Origin of the sequence: Dorea sp. 210702-DFI.3.125 (assembly GCF_020560945.1) — a bacterium.
Lineage (GTDB): Bacteria > Bacillota > Clostridia > Lachnospirales > Lachnospiraceae > Dorea > Dorea formicigenerans.
The window spans coordinates 76,332-93,519 of sequence record NZ_JAJCNF010000003.1; the positions used below are offsets into that span (position 1 = coordinate 76,332).

13 protein-coding genes, 1 tRNA gene and 1 other RNA gene are annotated in these 17,188 nt (G+C 42.3%); 12 read left to right on the top strand and 3 right to left on the bottom strand.

Annotated elements, in window-relative coordinates; all coding sequences use genetic code 11:
• Positions 1-222 precede the first annotated feature (222 nt).
• The 5 genes from LI164_RS16255 (at position 223) to LI164_RS02450 (ending at position 4,767) form a co-directional block, all read left to right on the top strand.
• Complete coding sequence (locus LI164_RS16255) at positions 223-315, top strand: putative holin-like toxin (RefSeq protein ID WP_227275266.1); 93 nt, start codon at positions 223-225, stop codon at positions 313-315.
• A gap of 264 nt (positions 316-579) precedes the next feature.
• A tRNA-Lys gene (locus LI164_RS02435) sits at positions 580-652 on the top strand.
• A 384-nt stretch (positions 653-1,036) separates the two neighbouring features.
• Entirely contained in the window at positions 1,037-2,599 is a 1,563-nt protein-coding gene (locus tag LI164_RS02440) for a glycogen synthase (RefSeq protein WP_118358344.1), read from the top strand.
• A 168-nt stretch (positions 2,600-2,767) separates the two neighbouring features.
• Complete coding sequence (locus LI164_RS02445; protein ID WP_005338144.1) at positions 2,768-3,928, top strand: phosphopentomutase; 1,161 nt, start codon at positions 2,768-2,770, stop codon at positions 3,926-3,928.
• A gap of 113 nt (positions 3,929-4,041) precedes the next feature.
• Positions 4,042-4,767, top strand: coding sequence for an HAD family hydrolase (locus LI164_RS02450; protein WP_227086695.1), 726 nt, complete (start codon positions 4,042-4,044; stop codon positions 4,765-4,767).
• Between the two features lie 771 nt (positions 4,768-5,538).
• Here the strand turns inward: LI164_RS02450 and aroB are convergent.
• Complete coding sequence (aroB, locus tag LI164_RS02455) at positions 5,539-6,600, bottom strand: 3-dehydroquinate synthase (RefSeq protein ID WP_173793729.1); 1,062 nt, start codon at positions 6,598-6,600, stop codon at positions 5,539-5,541.
• 67 nt (positions 6,601-6,667) lie between these two features.
• Positions 6,668-7,681 carry a 3-deoxy-7-phosphoheptulonate synthase gene (gene aroF / locus LI164_RS02460; protein ID WP_005331864.1) on the bottom strand — a complete coding sequence of 338 codons (1,014 nt, stop codon included), beginning with the start codon at positions 7,679-7,681 and terminating at the stop codon, positions 6,668-6,670.
• Positions 7,682-7,975: 294 nt separating this feature from the next.
• On the opposite strand from aroF, the gene LI164_RS02465 reads away from it, so the two are divergent.
• From LI164_RS02465 to tadA, 4 genes are read left to right on the top strand one after another with little or no spacing between them, the layout of a single operon-like run.
• Positions 7,976-9,277: a hypothetical protein gene (locus tag LI164_RS02465; RefSeq protein WP_227086696.1), complete on the top strand. Its 1,302-nt coding sequence runs from the start codon at positions 7,976-7,978 to the stop codon at positions 9,275-9,277.
• Between the two features lie 35 nt (positions 9,278-9,312).
• The gene (locus LI164_RS02470) at positions 9,313-10,752 is read left to right on the top strand and encodes a deoxyguanosinetriphosphate triphosphohydrolase (protein ID WP_117657450.1); all 1,440 of its coding nucleotides are present in this window, start codon (positions 9,313-9,315) and stop codon (positions 10,750-10,752) included.
• Between the two features lie 35 nt (positions 10,753-10,787).
• Positions 10,788-11,819 carry a hypothetical protein gene (locus LI164_RS02475; RefSeq protein ID WP_227086697.1) on the top strand — a complete coding sequence of 344 codons (1,032 nt, stop codon included), beginning with the start codon at positions 10,788-10,790 and terminating at the stop codon, positions 11,817-11,819.
• A 12-nt stretch (positions 11,820-11,831) separates the two neighbouring features.
• The gene (gene tadA, locus LI164_RS02480; protein ID WP_005331869.1) at positions 11,832-12,305 is read left to right on the top strand and encodes a tRNA adenosine(34) deaminase TadA; all 474 of its coding nucleotides are present in this window, start codon (positions 11,832-11,834) and stop codon (positions 12,303-12,305) included.
• A 50-nt stretch (positions 12,306-12,355) separates the two neighbouring features.
• Here tadA and ffs read toward each other — a convergent pair.
• An RNA gene (gene ffs, locus LI164_RS02485) (signal recognition particle sRNA large type) lies at positions 12,356-12,619 on the bottom strand.
• Between the two features lie 160 nt (positions 12,620-12,779).
• On the opposite strand from ffs, the gene LI164_RS02490 reads away from it, so the two are divergent.
• The 3 genes from LI164_RS02490 to LI164_RS02500 all read left to right on the top strand — a co-directional run bounded on the left by LI164_RS02490 (position 12,780) and on the right by LI164_RS02500 (position 17,166).
• Positions 12,780-14,528, top strand: a complete 1,749-nt coding sequence (locus tag LI164_RS02490; RefSeq protein WP_227086698.1) for a B12-binding domain-containing radical SAM protein — start codon at positions 12,780-12,782, stop codon at positions 14,526-14,528.
• A 182-nt stretch (positions 14,529-14,710) separates the two neighbouring features.
• Positions 14,711-16,183, top strand: coding sequence for a VanW family protein (locus LI164_RS02495; protein ID WP_227086699.1), 1,473 nt, complete (start codon positions 14,711-14,713; stop codon positions 16,181-16,183).
• Positions 16,184-16,296: 113 nt separating this feature from the next.
• Entirely contained in the window at positions 16,297-17,166 is an 870-nt protein-coding gene (locus tag LI164_RS02500) for an AIR synthase-related protein (protein ID WP_227086700.1), read from the top strand.
• Positions 17,167-17,188 lie beyond the last annotated feature (22 nt).

Genomic DNA, 17,188 nt, shown 5'->3' on the forward strand with positions numbered 1-17,188 from the left:
AAGAGGGATTTTCAAGGATATAGGGGAAAAACCTTAGAAATAGAGAAAAAATTATTGATAATGCGAAATCTGGAAATATAAAAATATACTAATAGAATCAATCTGGTTGTCTGTTCGTTAATGCTATGTTATGATACAGATAGGGAAACCAAAGCCAGGCGGCTACCCTTCTTTTACGGAGGGATAAAACACCCTCCTAACGAAAGAAAGGAGGGCGATGCGATGGTCACATATTCTGATATGATTCAGTTTTGTATATTCATTGTTGCCCTTGTAGGTCTTTGCTATGAGATTTTCAAGGGCAAACGAAGATAGCCGCCACTACCGCAAATAGTGACGGCTATTGTACAATAGCTTAATATTATAACTAAGGTAGCCGCTTGCGGTTTCCCTCTTTGTAACTTAAATATAGCATATCCGGTAGTGGGACGCAAGAGCATCAAGAAAATTACTGATGTTCCAAATGAAAAATTTTCTAATGAAAAAATTTGTAAAAAAAGAAAAAAGTGCTTGCATTTTCAGAAAGGCTATTATATAATAACACTTGTCGTTAAGAGATGCGACAGAAAAATAAGAGATGCGCGATTAGCTCAGTTGGTAGAGCACCTGACTCTTAATCAGGGTGTCCAGGGTTCGAACCCCTGATCGCGCACTATTAAATCACTGTTTTTAGAGGCTTAGAGCTCTGGGGACGGTGATTTTTTTGTGCCTGAAAATAGGGGCTTTATAGGGGGATAACACGGAAATCACCAGGAAAAGCAAGGGTGAAGTGCCTTTGTCGCAGATTCTGTCGCGAGCTCGTCGCGAGAAAATAAACAGTCCAGGAAAGATGTAGATTCCTGATCCGTTAAGATTTGCCAGAATGCTGGATTCGATGATTTATCATTGATAATCGTTGCATTATTCGCTACAATTATTATATCAGCTGGGAGATGACTCCCACCTCGCAGCAAGAATGCCGAGGCATTCTTGAAATAAAACAATAGGATGATATTATCCGTGATGGGGCAAATGTTTTGCAGATTGGAGACCAGATATGAGTAGAAAAAAGAATAGAAAAAAGAATTTTGTTAAGCAAATAGCAGTTGTAAACAAAACCCCTGTGAAACAGGAGGAACAGATGGTACAGCTGGATTTAGGACCGCGAAGAAGTGTTGCGTTCATCGGTTCGGAATGCTATCCATTTGTTAAGACGGGCGGACTGGGAGATGTTATGTCTGCGCTTCCAAAGACTCTGGCGAAGTTAAATCTGGATGTTAAGGTAATTCTTCCAAGATATAAATGTATTCCTCAGAAGTTTCAGGAAAAGATGGAGTACAGAGGTTCTTTTTATATGGATCTTTGTTCTGACGGGAAACAGTATTATGTAGGAATCATGGAATATCAGAAAGATGGAGTTGTCTATGATTTTATCGACAATGACGAGTTCTTTTCCTGGGGTAATCCGTATACGAACCTCATAGATGATATTCCGAAGTTCTGTTATTTTGCGAAGGCATCTCTTGCCGCACTCAATTATCTGGACTGGACACCTGACATCGTACATTGTCATGACTGGCAGGCAGCTTTAGTACCGCTTTATTTAAGAACCTGTTTTCAGAATACGAATGTTGGACGGGCAAATGCAGTACTTACGATACATAATCTGAGATTCCAGGGAATATATGACAGAAAAATGATTCAATACTGGTCAGGTCTTCCGGATTATGTATTCAATAAAGACTGCATGATTCAGAACTGGCTGGATGCCAATATGTTAAAGGGCGGTATCGCTTACTGTAATAAAATTACGACAGTTAGCAATACTTATGCGGGCGAGATTCAGACGGAAGAGTACGGTGAAGGTCTTGCGGAACATTTGAGATATCATAATAATAAAATCAGAGGAATTGTGAATGGAATTGATACAGATAATTGGAATCCTGCAACAGATAAACTGTTAACAGCTAATTATGATGCCGAGTCAGCAGTAGAAAATAAAAAGATAAACAAGAAAGCACTCCAGGAATCTTTGGGATTAGAAGTGGATGACCATAAGATGGTGATCGGACTTATTTCACGTCTTACCAACCAAAAAGGCCTTGATCTTGTAAATGCTGTAATTCCGGGGATTATGGATGGAAATACACAGGTGGTGGTTCTTGGTACCGGTGATGCCTGGTATGAAAATACATTCCGTTATTATGAATATAAATATAAAGGCAGTTTCTGCGCATACATTGATTACAATGAAAATGTCGCCCACGGTATTTATTCGGGCTGTGATGCGATCCTGGTTCCGTCAAGATTTGAACCATGCGGGCTTACACAGCTGATAGCTATGAGATATGGTGCGATTCCGATTGTCAGAGAAACAGGAGGACTTAAAGATACCGTTTCCCCTTATAATATGTACGACAATACAGGGAATGGTTTTACATTTGACCGGTATGAAAGCGGACTTCTTTACGATGCCATTAACAGGGCAAAGACGCTCTATTTTGAGAGCAGGAAGTATTGGGATGATATGGTGATCCGGGATATGAACAAAGATGTTTCCTGGGAAAAGAGTGCAAAACAATACAAAGATTTGTATGTAGAGCTGACACCGAGAAACTAAAAAAATATATGCAATAAAAAGTCCTTCTTGATAAACTTTTATTTATACATGGGAAAGCAAGAGACGATAGTGATTTAAAGAATTTGGATATAAGGATGCATTTTTGAGTCCTGAAGAGTTTGTTGCCTATAAGAAAGCGAACGCATAATACGAAAGGCAGGGGTTATTATGAGAGCATTTTGGATCGTACTGGACAGTGCAGGAATAGGAAATGCACCGGATGCAGAAGCATTTGGTGATGAGGGAAGCAATACATGGAAGACTTGTTATGATTCCGGAAAACTGCATATTCCGAATATGGAAAAATTGGGGATTTATAACATTGACGAGATGAATTATGGGGATAAGTCTTTAAGTCCAATTGGATGTTACGGAAGACTTCATGAAAAATCTATGGGAAAAGATACGACCATCGGGCATTGGGAGATGGCAGGTATGATATCTCCGAAACCATTTCCGGTATATCCAGACGGATTCCCGAAGGATGTGCTGGATGAATTCCGAAAGCAGACAGGACGGGAAGTGCTGTGTAATAAACCATATTCCGGAACAGAAGTTATCAAGGATTATGGGCGTGAGCACATGGAAACAGGTGCGTTGATCGTATATACATCCGCTGACAGTGTGTTCCAGATTGCAGCTCATGAAGATGTTGTGCCGGTAGAAACTCTGTATGAATATTGCAAAATAGCAAGAAAGATTCTGATGGGCGCTCATGCAGTAGCAAGAGTCATTGCAAGACCATTTGTAGGACAATATCCGAACTTCGAAAGAACAGACCGTAGACATGACTTTTCGCTTGTGCCGCCAAAACAGACGGTGCTGGATGATTTGAAAGATGCCGGAAAAGATGTCATCGGTGTTGGCAAGATATATGATATATTTGCCGGAAAAGGAATCACAGAGACAACTGCGAACCATGGAAATAAAAAGAACATGGAGAAAGTATTTGAGTTGCAAAAGAAAGATTTTAATGGACTGTGCTACATTAATCTGGTTGATTTTGATATGATATATGGCCATCGAAGAGATATTTTAGGATATACAACTGCATTAAATGAATTTGACAAGGATCTTGAAATATTTCTTGCTAATATGCGCGGCGATGATGTGTTATTTATCACAGCTGATCATGGCTGTGATCCGGGATATAAAGGAACTGATCATACGCGTGAGTCTGTACCGCTTCTGGGTTACAGTAAATGCTGGAAACAGGGCGTGAATATCGGAACAAGAGATACTTACGCTGATATAGCGGCCACCCTTGCACAGATATTTGAAATCGAGTATCATGGTGATGGTACAGGATTTCTTGAAATGCTAAAATAAAGACTGAAAATGAATAGTAATTAAAGTAATGAATGGGGCAGAAGCGCCTGACGGGCGATTTTGCCCCTGTAACTGTCATAAGCGAAAATAGAAAGGATGATAGAAAACGAAATATGATAAAACATGTATTATTTGACTTGGATGGGACATTACTTCCTATGGATCAGAATGAATTTGTAAAGTATTATATGCCACTTCTGGCAAAACGATTTGTAAAATATGGAATGGAGCCGAAAGCGCTGATCGGGACGATCTGGAAAGGTGTGGAGGCAATGGTACTGAATGATGGAAGCACGACCAACGAGGATGCCTTCTGGAAATGTTTTGAAAAAATATCCGGGCTTTCCAAAGCAGAGGTAGAGCAGGAGACGTTGGATTTTTATGCAAATGAATTTAATGAGGCAATTGCATCTACAAAACCGAATCCGCGCGCAGACCAGGTTGTTAAACTGTTGAAAGAACATGGTGTGAAAGTGTACCTTGCGACCAATCCGATCTTCCCGCGTGTGGGAACTATGAACCGTATCCGCTGGGCAGGAATCGATGCAGAAGACTTTGAAGTTATTACGACCTATGAAACATATCATTACTGCAAGCCGAATCCGAAATATTTTCAGGAAGTTATGGAGGAGTTTGGACTTAATCCAAAAGAATGCCTCATGGTAGGAAATGATGTGCAGGAAGACCTGACGATCCGCTCCCTTGGCGTAAAGACATATTTATTAACAGATACACTGGAAAATAAAAAGAACATTCCATTAGAAGAAGTTGAGACAGAGTACAAAGGGACTATGGAAGAATTATATGAATGGTTTCAGTCATATTTTGTTCACAATTAGTTTTCATTTTAAACATAGTTTCATCACACTTTGTGTCTATACTATTAATTGTTCGAAAGAACAAAACAATTTTCTTTTTCATAACTTTTTCCTCAGGGCTGCAACCTCCCAAACATGCAGTCCTATTTTATTGTCTAAAATTAAATTTAAGGATATATACAGCACCAAATAGCTGCTCTACAATATGAGTTATTTTCTATAGTTGCTGCGCCACTTATATTTTGCTGATTATACAAACTCGCCCAAAAGCGGCTCAAACAGTGTATAATCAGCAAAGCTATGCTCGCAACTATGACGAAAATGACTCAATTATTGTAGAGCAGCTATTTGGTGCTTTGTATATAGCGTTAAATTTATGCGGGAGGAGAGGGAGCTCTTGCCTTTTTCACTTCGCGTATGCGAAAGTTGTGAAGGTTAGGTTATTTTATATTTCATAAGAAGAAGGAGTAGTGGGAGTCGGCGGAAGTTTCAAGAATAGGAAAATTTCATGAAGGTCTGCTTGCGGTTCAGATAACTGCTTAGTGGCGGGAAGAAGATATAAATTGTAAATTCCCGGCTATAGAAATAGTAACCCCTGAATAAAATAATTGAGCAATTTGCGTTGTAGTTGCGAGCATAGCCTGTGTGATTATACACTGTTTGAGCCGTCTTTATGGCGAGTTTGTATAATCACACAGAGATAAGCGGCGCAGCAACTACAGAAAATTGTCTCATATTTTATTCAGGGGTTACTATTATATATAGGGTCAAAATTACAATTTATATTTTCGTTTACACCATCCGATCATGCTCTGTGAAAAATTCCGTTGTAGTCGGGTAGGTATAACTCTTACCAATTTCCTTGAGCAGCACGACATTTAATTTTCCACCCAGGTTTTTCTTGTCGAGGGCAATGGCTCCGATCAGGTCGTGGAGCATAAGGTCACACTTGTGTGGAAGTCCATAGACATCCAGGACTTTGCGTATATGTTCCGCTTCGCCGGGGTTCGTCAGTCCCATTTCCTCTGCAATCTTTGTAATCTGATACATTCCGATGGCAACTGCTTCACCGTGGCTTTCGCGTGTGTAGTGGTAATGCTGTTCGATTGTGTGTGCCAGAGTGTGACCAAAGTTCAGGAGCATGCGCTCGCCGGTGTCGAACTGATCGTGCTCAACAACGATTCGCTTGATATCTACACAGCGATAGATAACTTCGGTCAGATCTTTCTTCAAATCTTCAAATGAGGTGTGTGCCTCCAGATTTTTGAATAAATCAGCATCCCAGATGCAGCCGTATTTGATGACCTCGCCCATACCGTCGTTGATGTAACGATCTGGCAGTGTATTTAATACAAGTGGGTCGATGAGCACAAGAGCCGGCTGATAAAAAGCACCGACCAGGTTCTTGCCTTCCGGCAGATCTACGGCGACTTTTCCACCGACGGAAGAATCGACCTGTGCCAGAAGTGAGGTCGGAATCTGGATAAACTTGATCCCGCGAAGGAAGCTTGCGGCTGCAAATCCTGCCAGATCTCCGATGACACCGCCTCCGAGGGCAATGATCAGATCACTTCGTGAAAAACGGGCTTCCAAAAGTGCGGAATAGATTTTCGGAAGACTTTGAAAATTCTTGGTTGGCTCACCGTGTGGGAGAATAAGAGAATGAACCTCATATTTATCTTCCAGTGTTTTTACAATAGTATCTCCGTACAGAGGAAATACGTTGTCGTCTGAGATGATCATGATTTTTTTTCCGGAGTAAACTTTTTCGATATAGCTTCCGGTATCTTTCAAAATATTATTTTCAATATAAATGGAGTAGCTGTGTGCTCCGAGGTCTACATATAATTCCATGCTGATAATCCTCTTCTTTCTTTTACACCTGTGAAAACGTCAAGACCCGCGAACGGGTCTTGAATAGTTAAAATGTTTTTCCGACTACTTTTGCGATCTCAGCAACCTGTTTCAGCAGTGCATCATATTTCGCAGGTTTCAGAGACTGGGAACCGTCGCACAGTGCCATCTCAGGATTGTTATGAACCTCGATCATCAGACCGTTTGCTCCTGCAGCAACAGCAGCCTTAGCCATTGGTTCAACCAGCCACCATTTTCCACCGGCATGGCTTGGATCAATGATGATCGGAAGATGTGAAAGTTTCTGGATAACCGGGATGCTCTGGAGATCCAGTGTATTTCTTGTATAGGATTCAAATGTACGGACACCGCGCTCACATAAAATAACATTTTCATTACCGGATGCCATAATGTATTCTGCAGACATCAGCCACTCTTCGTAGGTAGCGTTTAGACCACGTTTCAGAAGAATCGGGCGGTCTACCTGTCCTAACTGTTTCAACAGATCGAAGTTCTGCATGTTTCTTGCACCAATCTGTATCAGGTCAACTTTTTCGTTGAATACATCCAGATATTCGGCGGACATCAATTCTGTAACAATTGGCAGTCCTGTTGCAGCTTTTGCTTCACAGAGGATATTCAGACCTTCAAGACCGAGTCCCTGGAATGAATATGGACTTGTACGAGGTTTGAAAGCACCACCGCGGAGCATGTTGGCTCCGGAAGCTTTCGCAGCTTTTGCAATCTCAAGAACCTGGTCTACAGACTCTACAGAACAAGGTCCGGCGATCAGCGCCAGATTATCTCCTCCAACCTTGACTCCGGACACATCGATGATGGAGTTGTCCGGGTGGAAAGCGCGGCTTGCTAATTTGTAAGGCTCCTGCACATGCATAACCTTTGTGACAGCAGGATCAACTTCGAAGAGTTTCGCGTCGATACGTGATGTGTCACCGATACAGCCGATGATCGTCATCTCTGCTCCTTCAATTACGTGAGTGTCCAGACCTCTTGCTTTGACCATATTTTCAACACGTTCAATATCTTCCTTTGGGGAAAGTGGTTTTAATACAATAATCATAATAGTAACTCCTTCTATACTTTTATATATGTAACATCTATAATATTCGCACTGTAAAATTTTAGTTGTTTAAAGTGTGAAACTAATACATATAGTACCCCGTTAGAATAGCATTTGTCAATGGGTTTTATGAAAATATCTCTCATTATGTTCCAGTTTAATTAAGTTGACTTGATACAGGGCATTTGCTAAAATGAAAGAGGAAAAATAAGGGTTTATCTAGCAACAAAAAAGTTTACAAAGACAGAAAATTTTCAAGGGAGAGTAAGGGAAATTTAATAAGGAGGAAATGCGATGTTAGAGTTAACATTTGGGGAACAGGTCAAAATCGTTCTGAACCGTAAAGATATGACGATCAAGCAGCTTGCGGAGATGATTGAAGAACGAACAGGAAAGAAAATGTCCAGACAGAATCTGACGCAGAGACTGGCCAGAGATAATTTTCAGGAACAGGACATGCGTTTAATTGCATCTATATTAGAGTGCCCATTTCATCTGAGTATACTGGAAGAGAATGCGGATAGTGAATATACAACCCGTGAAAATATCAAAATCGATAAGCGAGCTGAAAATAATATTATTATAGATGAAGAACCACAACAGCTGACACTGAATCTGGAGTATGATGAACCAGAGCAGGTACAGGAAGAACAGCCGGTAAAAGCAAGGGAATTTGGCATATCTGGAGCAGAACGTGATATTACAATTGGAGAACTGGTAGATATCCATAAAGATTTAGATCAGATGGAAGAAACATCAGAATATGCAGACCAGACAGAATATGAAGAATCGGCAGAATATGAGGAGCCGGCAGAATATGAAGAACCGGCAGAATATGAAGAAGAGCCGCAGTCTTCGGAAGATGTTGAGTATGACAAGCAGGAGGATGTGAAGGATATTCTGGAAGAAATGGCTGCGATAGAGGCTGAAGAGAAGAAGGCAAGAGAAGACAGAGAAGAAAGAGAAAGAGAAAGAGAGCGAGAAAAGGAACAGGAAAAAGAGCAGGAGAAGCCACGTGGCTGGAGGGCTTATTTCCCGCGCCGTAAGAAAAAGCAAGCAGAGGCGGTTCATGAGGACAAGCAGGAAGCTGCCACAGAACAGTTGGAGGCAGAATCTGCGATGAATCAGGCGCAGCCGGAAGACAAGACAGAAGAGGCTGTATCAGAAGAACCGTATCAGGAGTCAGAAGAATATCAGGAGCCGAAAGAATATCAGGAAGCTGAAGAGCATCAGGAGCCGGAAGAATATCAGGAAGCTGAAGAGTATCAGGAGTCAGAACCGTATCAGGAAGAGGAGCAGGCATACGAAGAATATGTTAAGGAAAATCAACAGGATATGGAAGAAGAGTTTGCTGATACCGCACAGGATTGGGAAGCGCCAGAAGAAGAAAATGTGGGTGATATCAATCCATATACAGGCATGGAATATGAATCAAACAGTGTGAGAATGCATCCAAAGAGAATCGGTTATGTCCAGGTCTATGACAGAAGTGATCATCAGTGGACCGACATGACAGAGTGGGCATTCCTTGGATATCAGGAGCGCAAGAAAGCGCTTCTCGGCAAGGATTACGAGCCTCCGATTTATCTGGATTAAGTAATAGTAGATCATTTGTGAGGAGAAATAAGAAGATGAGATGGGAAGAACTTCTGTCGGCAAAGAGATGTCGTGGTGGACAGACGAGAGGGAGAAATGCTAAAAGTTCAGACTTGCGGAGTGAATTTGAAAAAGATTACCATCGAATTATTGGCAGTGCTTCATTTCGAAGACTTCAAGATAAGACACAGGTATTTCCACTGGATAAAAGTGATTTTATCCGGACAAGACTAACTCATTCTCTGGAGGTTTCTTCTTTTGCAAAATCTCTTGGACAGAACATCGGAGAAAACATTTTAGTTTACAAAAAAGATTCTGAGTTTACACCACAGATGAAAGAAGATATATGTAATATTTTGCAATGCGCAGGGCTGATTCACGATATCGGGAATCCGCCCTTTGGGCATTTTGGAGAAGATGTGATCCGGGAGTGGTTCGAACGGAAGCTGCCACTTATGACATATCATGGAAAGCCGATGGAACAAGTGATGAGCCGGCAGATGGTAGAGGATCTGTATCATTTTGAAGGAAATGCACAGGCGTTCCGGCTTGTGACGAAACTGCATTTTCTGGTGGATGAGCGAGGTATGAACCTGACGTATGCGCTTCTGAGCACCATTGTAAAATATCCGGTGCCGTCCACAGGAATCGACTTGGATTCCGGGGATATTAAGACGCGCAAGATGGGATATTATCTGGCAGATGAGAAAATGTTCCGTGAGATCGAGAGGGAGACTGGAACGAATGGCTGTCGGCATCCGTTGACGTTTATATTAGAGGCGGCAGATGACATTGCATATAAGACTGCGGATATCGAGGATGCATTTGTAAAAGGGTACTTAAGTTATCATACATTGCTGGAGGAACTTAAGGAACTGCAAATGATGTATCATCAGGAAACGAATATATTTCGTCCGGCGGATAAGCTGGAAGAGTTATATTTTCGGGGGAAAGAGATGCATGTGGCAAATCCAGAGGAGTATGCAGTAAAGAACTGGATCATCCGTGTGCAGGGATTTGTGATCAACTGCGCAACTTATGGGTTTACATCGAATTATGATGCAATTATGAAGGGTGAATATAAGTATGATTTGTTTCACGGTACTTACTGTGAGAGGCTGATGCAGCTTCTTGGTGACCTGGCATACAGAGAAGTCTTTACATCGGAACCTATTTATCGAATGGAAGTGACAGAATCTGTCATGCTGAGTGATCTTTTGGATAAGTTTATGACAGCAATCATCAAATATGATGACCCGTCGCAGAAATTAAATTCCATGGATCTTAGGATTGTGTCATTTATTTCTGATAACTATAAGCGGGCATATCATTGTCAGGCAGAGGGCAAGACAGAGGCGGAAAAACTGTATTTGAGGATTCTGCTTGTGACAGATTATATATGTGGAATGACGGACAGCTATGCAATGCGTCTTTATCAGGAAATGCGAGGAATGTTTTTGAGTGGAACAGAATAGACTGTGGTAAATGATACAAGTCAGGACGGATAGGATTGAAGAGGTTTATTCGATATCTGTATGAATATGAAGGAAATCAGAAAAAAAGAAATGTCGGGTTTGTAAAAGTCGAACAAGATGGGAAAGAAACAACGATTTCTGTACATGGGAAAGGGCTGTGTGGAAAAAGCAATGAAAACATTTCCTGTTATTTTATAAAATTGGATTCTGAGATGGGAAATATACTTTTCGTTCCGGCAGGAGAGATACAGATTGGAATGATTTCCTGCGGGGGATGTTTTTGCTATACAGAAGAACTGATAAGAGCTGGCTATGGAAAGACAGAGCAGAGTGTCGGTCAGACGTGTGAGAAAAAAGATGACATTTGTGGGCTTGGTCTTGGTGATCCCAAGGAAGCATTTTATGTAGCGCTTTGGAATGAGGAAATGTATGGAGACCTTGATATTGCGAGGGCAAAGGTCTTTCAAGAATTCGATAGTGATAAAACCGCCGAGGAATCTAAGAGTATTAAGAGTATAGACGAAAAAGAGGCAGAGGTAGAAACGCAGTTCGGGGACGATGAAGAGACAGAAAATCTGGAAGAAGAACAGCCAGAGAAAAAAGAACAGGAAACAGTAGAAGAATCCTCGGAGAAAAAGGAACAGGAAACAGTAGAAGAGCTCCCGGAGAAAAAAGAACAGGAAACAGTAGAAGAATCCTCGGAGAAAAAAGATCTGAGGAAAGACGATAGAGACATAGATTTGCAAAATTTCCGGCGGCAGATCATGAAAATCCAGCGTGGAGAAATCAGTATCTTGCCACGATGCGAGTGGAAACTTGCCAATAATAATTTTCTGCTTCATGGATATTATAATTACCGGCATCTTGTTCTGATCGACGAAGGTAATCAATTAAAGCTAGGAGTTCCTGGCATTTATCATGAACGGGAAGCAAGAGCGGCGGCAACATTTGGATTTCCAGAATTTATTGCAGAAGCAGATGTGAATGTGACGCTTGAACCACAGGAAAGAAATGAAAATCAGCAATTCGGCTACTGGTGCCGGCAGGTGCGAAGACCGCCGAGATAGTAAGGAGTAAAAATGACTGCAGATGAAAAATATATGCGGGAGGCAATCAAACAGGCGAAAAAGGCATATGCTATCGGAGAAGTTCCGATTGGCTGTGTAATCGTGTATCAGGACAAAATTATTGCTCGCGGATATAATCGAAGAACAATCGATAAAAATACACTGGCTCATGCGGAGCTTCAGGCAATCCGTAAAGCAAGTAAGAAAATGGAAGACTGGCGGCTGGAAGAATGTACGATGTATGTGACTCTGGAGCCGTGCCAGATGTGCTCCGGCGCAATCGTTCAATCTCGAATGACAAGAGTTGTAGTTGGCTGCATGAATCCAAAGGCAGGATGCGCAGGATCTATATTAAATCTGTTGCAGATGCCACAGTTCAATCATCAGGTAGAGCTTACAACAGGAGTTCTGGAAGAAGAATGCAGTCAGATGATGAAAACATTTTTTAAAGAACTGAGGGAAAAGCGTAAAAAAAATAAGCAATAATCCAAAGTTACGGATTATTGCTTTTATTTTTTGCACGAATATTATTTTTTTCGTGCGTTGTGCGTCGAACACGATCCAACGAACGTTACCCTGGCAGTAAACTCAACCCAGGCACCCTTACGGCACCCGAAAGATTCCACTTAGTGCTGCTTCGTTCCCGACCTGACACGGTTCATGGATTTTCGTCGCGTAAGACCCAGATATCAACGCCACATACCAGGGGCGGCTTCACCAGACCAATGCCCTCGGCACAACATCACCCCTGCTATAGCGGATTGCAGGTTCAAGGTACCGCTACCACCCCGGCTGCACAAGTCCATATTATAACGGAAGATGGTGGAAAAGTCAATTGGGGACGGGGTTTTTTCAGTTTTACCCCGGTTCTTTTTCAAAAAAACCCCGTCCCCAATTGAACTTTAACCTGTCCCTTTTTGATTTCAGGTGGTATAATCGTTCGAAAAGGAGCATATATTTATGAAGATTTTACTTGTCGCGATCAATGCGAAATATATACATTCGAACCTTGCCGTGTATTGTCTGAAGACATATGCCGAAAAGAATATGCCGCAGGATGTGAATGTTCAGATAGAACTGGCGGAATATACGATCAATCAGAACAGAGATGAGATTTTAAAAGATATTTATAGGAGACAGGCAGAGATGATCTGTTTTTCATGCTATATCTGGAATCTGGATTATGTGGAGTCGATGATTCGGGATGTGAAAAAAGTTATGAAAGATGTAATCATCTGGGCAGGGGGACCGGAGGTGTCCTATGACTCCCGGGAGACTTTGGGGAGGCTGCCGGAACTGACTGGTGTGATGAAAGGGGAAGGTGAGAAGACATTTGCAAAATTATGTGAAGTGTATGGGAAGCGTTCCGAAACATCAGAATTATCGCTGGAGCAGATAGACGGGATTACATTCCGATGTCCGGATGGGACGATCTGTGAGCGGCCGTGGCGTGTGCCAATGGATCTGAGTGAGGTCCCATTTGTCTATCACGATATGAAAAAGTTCGAGAACAAGATTATTTATTATGAGACGAGCCGGGGGTGTCCATTTTCATGCAGTTATTGTCTGTCTTCGATTGATAAGCGGCTTCGATTCCGGAGCCTGGATCTGGTGTTTAATGAACTGCAGTTTTTTCTGGATCATAAGGTTCCGCAGGTGAAGTTCGTGGATCGTACATTTAACTGTAAATATGACCATGCTATGGCAATCTGGAAATATATTCAGGAGCATGACAATGGAATCACGAATTTTCACTTTGAAGTTGCGGCGGATTTGCTGAATGATGAGGAAATCAGACTGATCCGGCAGATGCGTCCGGGACTGATCCAGCTGGAAATCGGGGTGCAGTCTACGAATACGGATACGATTCGGGAGATTCGAAGAACAATGAGGCTTGAGGAAGTCCGTGAGCATGTGGCAAGGATAAAAGAAAAGGGAAATATCCATCAACATCTGGATCTGATCGCAGGACTTCCGTATGAAGACATAAAAAGCTTTCGAAAGTCATTTGATGATGTCTACAGCATGCGCCCGGACCAGTTACAGCTTGGTTTTCTGAAAGTGTTAAAAGGTTCGTATATGCAGGAGATGCAGCAGGAATATGAGCTGCGATATAAAGATGAGCCGCCGTATGAAGTACTTTCTACAAAATGGCTTCCATATTCAGATGTAATTGAGCTGAAAGGGATTGAAGAAATGGTGGAAATCTACTATAATAGTGGACAATTCACCCATGTAGTGGAAGCGTTGGTGAAAAACTATGCATCTGCATATCAGATGTACCAAGATTTGTGGCAGTATTATGAAGAGCATGATTACATGGGGATTCAGCACCGAAGAAGCGCCCGGTATGAGATCGTGCTGGATTTTGTGAAAGAAAAATATCCAGAGCAGGCAGACGTAATGCGGGAACTTCTGACTTATGATTATTATCTCAGGGAAAATGCGAAGAGCCGTCCGGAATTTGCAGGCGAAGATGCAACAGACAAGCGGTTTGTCAGAGCATTTTATGAAGAAGAGGAAAAAGAACGAAAGCATTTGCCGGGATATGAACAGTTTGATAGAAATCAGATGCGCAAGATGACGCACCTGGAATATTTCCCGCATATGGGGAAAATGTTACTTTTTGATTACAAGTTTCGAAATCCATTGAATCAGGAAGCGAGAACGTGTATGATAAAGAAAGATTCGTTGGAAAGAAGAGGATAGAGAATGAATTTCAATGATAAAAAGACAAGGAGAATCATTTCAATCGTAGTACTTGTTGTGATTGTCGCGATGGTGGCAACGATGATTATCCCTTATATGATGGCCTAGAATAAACCGGAAAGGATGCAGAAAATAAGATGGCGCGAAGAAGACGCAGGAGAATGACCAGGAAACAGGCGAGAATGAGAAGACGCAGAATCAGGATTGCAGGATTTTGTCTTGCAGGCTGTATTCTGATACTTGGAATTGTCTGTGGCGCGTTTCATCACTATGTATCACAGTTTCCGGAGGATAAGATTGCAGAGAATATCTATGTCGGAACCGTAGATCTGTCCGGGCTTTCAAAAAAAGAGGCACTAGAGAAACTGGCCGGTCAGAAGAAAGCAGATCAGAAGCAGACGGTATCGTTGACTGTGGAAGGTCAGAAGACAGAAGCGACACTTGAGGAATGTGGATTTGATTACGCAGACGTGAAGGCGAATGTGAAGGCTGCCATGGACTATGGAAAAAGCGGCGGACTTTTTGGACGATATAAGAGTCTTCGTAAACTATCTAAAGAAAAAGTTGTCCTGAGCCCGGAATATACATTGGATCAGAAAGCGACGGAGAATATTCTGGAAGAACGGGCAGTTCCATTTGCAAAGCACGCACAGAATGCGACCATTACGAAAAGTGGAAGCGGACTTCAGATTAACAAAGAGGAAATTGGAGAGACCGTAGATAAGAGTGGAACTATAAAAGCAATTAAGAAACATTTAAATGACTCCTGGGATCATGGATCATTCGCCATGGAGGCAAAGGTAAAAGAAGAACAGCCAAGTGTGACAGAGGCGGATTTGTCCACGATACAGGATGAACTTGGCTCATTTTCTACAGATGCCGGAGGCGGAGAACGCTGGAAGAATCTGAAAAATGGTATGGAGAAACTGAATGGTACAGTCGTGATGCCGGGAGAACAGATTTCGGTTCACGATGTAACAGCACCATATGATGAAGAACATGGATATGTGCAGGCAGGTTCTTATGAGAATGGTCAGGTCGTAGATACATATGGCGGTGGCATCTGTCAGGTTTCCACGACACTCTACAATGCAGTGCTATTCTCTGAATTGAAAGTCGTAAAACGGTATCCACATTCGATGCTGGTGTCCTATGTACCGCCGTCAAGAGATGCGGCAATTGCTGGTGACACGAAAGATTTTGTGTTTGAAAATAACTATGATACTCCGATTTACATTTTTGGAGAGATTGATGACGATAATCAGCTTTGTTTTGCAATTTACGGAAAAGAGACAAGAGATAAGACAAGAAAGATTGAATTTGAGTCGGAAGAGGTATCGACAGAAGAGCCGGGAGTCAAGTATAAAGCAGATGCTGAACTGGCGCTTGGAGAGATGGAAGTGACCGGAAGTGCACATACGGGGAAAGAAGTAAAACTTTGGAAGATTGTCTATGAGAATGGTAAGCAGGTGAGCAAAGATGTCATTAACGAAAGTACTTACAGCAAAGCGGACAAAACCATTTCTGTAGGAATCAAGACAAAGAACAGCAGTGCGGCAGCGGTTGTGAAAGAAGCAGTCTCAACACAGGATAAAGCAAAGATACAGGCGGCAATCAGCGAGGCGAGTTCCATGGAATCTTCGTCTGAGCAGTAAGAATGCCGGGAGGAATTTTCTGCCGGGTAAAAAGAACAGATTTGTTTTTTTGAAAATCAGGAAATCAATGAGAAAATAAATGAAATAAAAGACAGGAGGTGAACAGACAAGATATGAAGTTTGAGACAGAACATGGCTGTGTGGTCAGTGAGATGGCAACAGCTTACGGAAATTCAAAACAGATTGGACGATATGCAGTCGCGGCGGCAATGAATGAAGTGCTGACGCGGGCGGAACGAGTGGATCAGATGGAAATCAGAGTCTGTGCACCGCTGGAAGAAAAGAAAACGCATCTTTATGATGTGAAAGCTGAAGCCGCGCGCTGCGCAAGAGAACACGGTCAGACGTTTTGGGAGCCGGAAATTATCCGCGCAGCCTGGGCAGCAGGTACATTTGTACAGGTGAACGCTTTGGCGGCTGATGTAAAGCAGCAGGCGTGGAACAAGGAGACGATGCGAGCCGGTCAGGACATTGTCCTTACAAAATGGATTGGCCTGGAGGGAACTCTTCGTATCCTGGATGAAAAAAGAAGAGAACTTGGAAAGCGTTTTTCCGGAACTTTTTTGCATCAGGTAGAGGAATTCCGAGAGACCATCTTCGCAGAACGTGAAATCAGGGTTGCAAAAGCCGGAGGCGTATCTGTCATGCGCCAGGTTGGAGAAGGCGGTATCTTTGCCGCACTTTACAGACTGGCTAAGGAAGCTGATACCGGACTTGTAGTGGATCTCAAGGCAATGCCTGTGAGACAAGAAACAATCGAGATTTGTGAATATTACAAGCTCAATCCGTATCAGCTTGCTTCCACGGGAAACATATTAATGATATGTGATGACGGGGAAGCACTGGCAGATGCGCTTCGAAAAGAAGAGACAGAGGCGGCTGTGATCGGACGCCTTACGGATAATAATGACAAAATAATACAGAATGGGGAGGACATCCGCTATATCGACCGTCCTGCTCCGGACGAATTGATGAAGATATAGCAGAATCCTCCAAAGTGGAGGT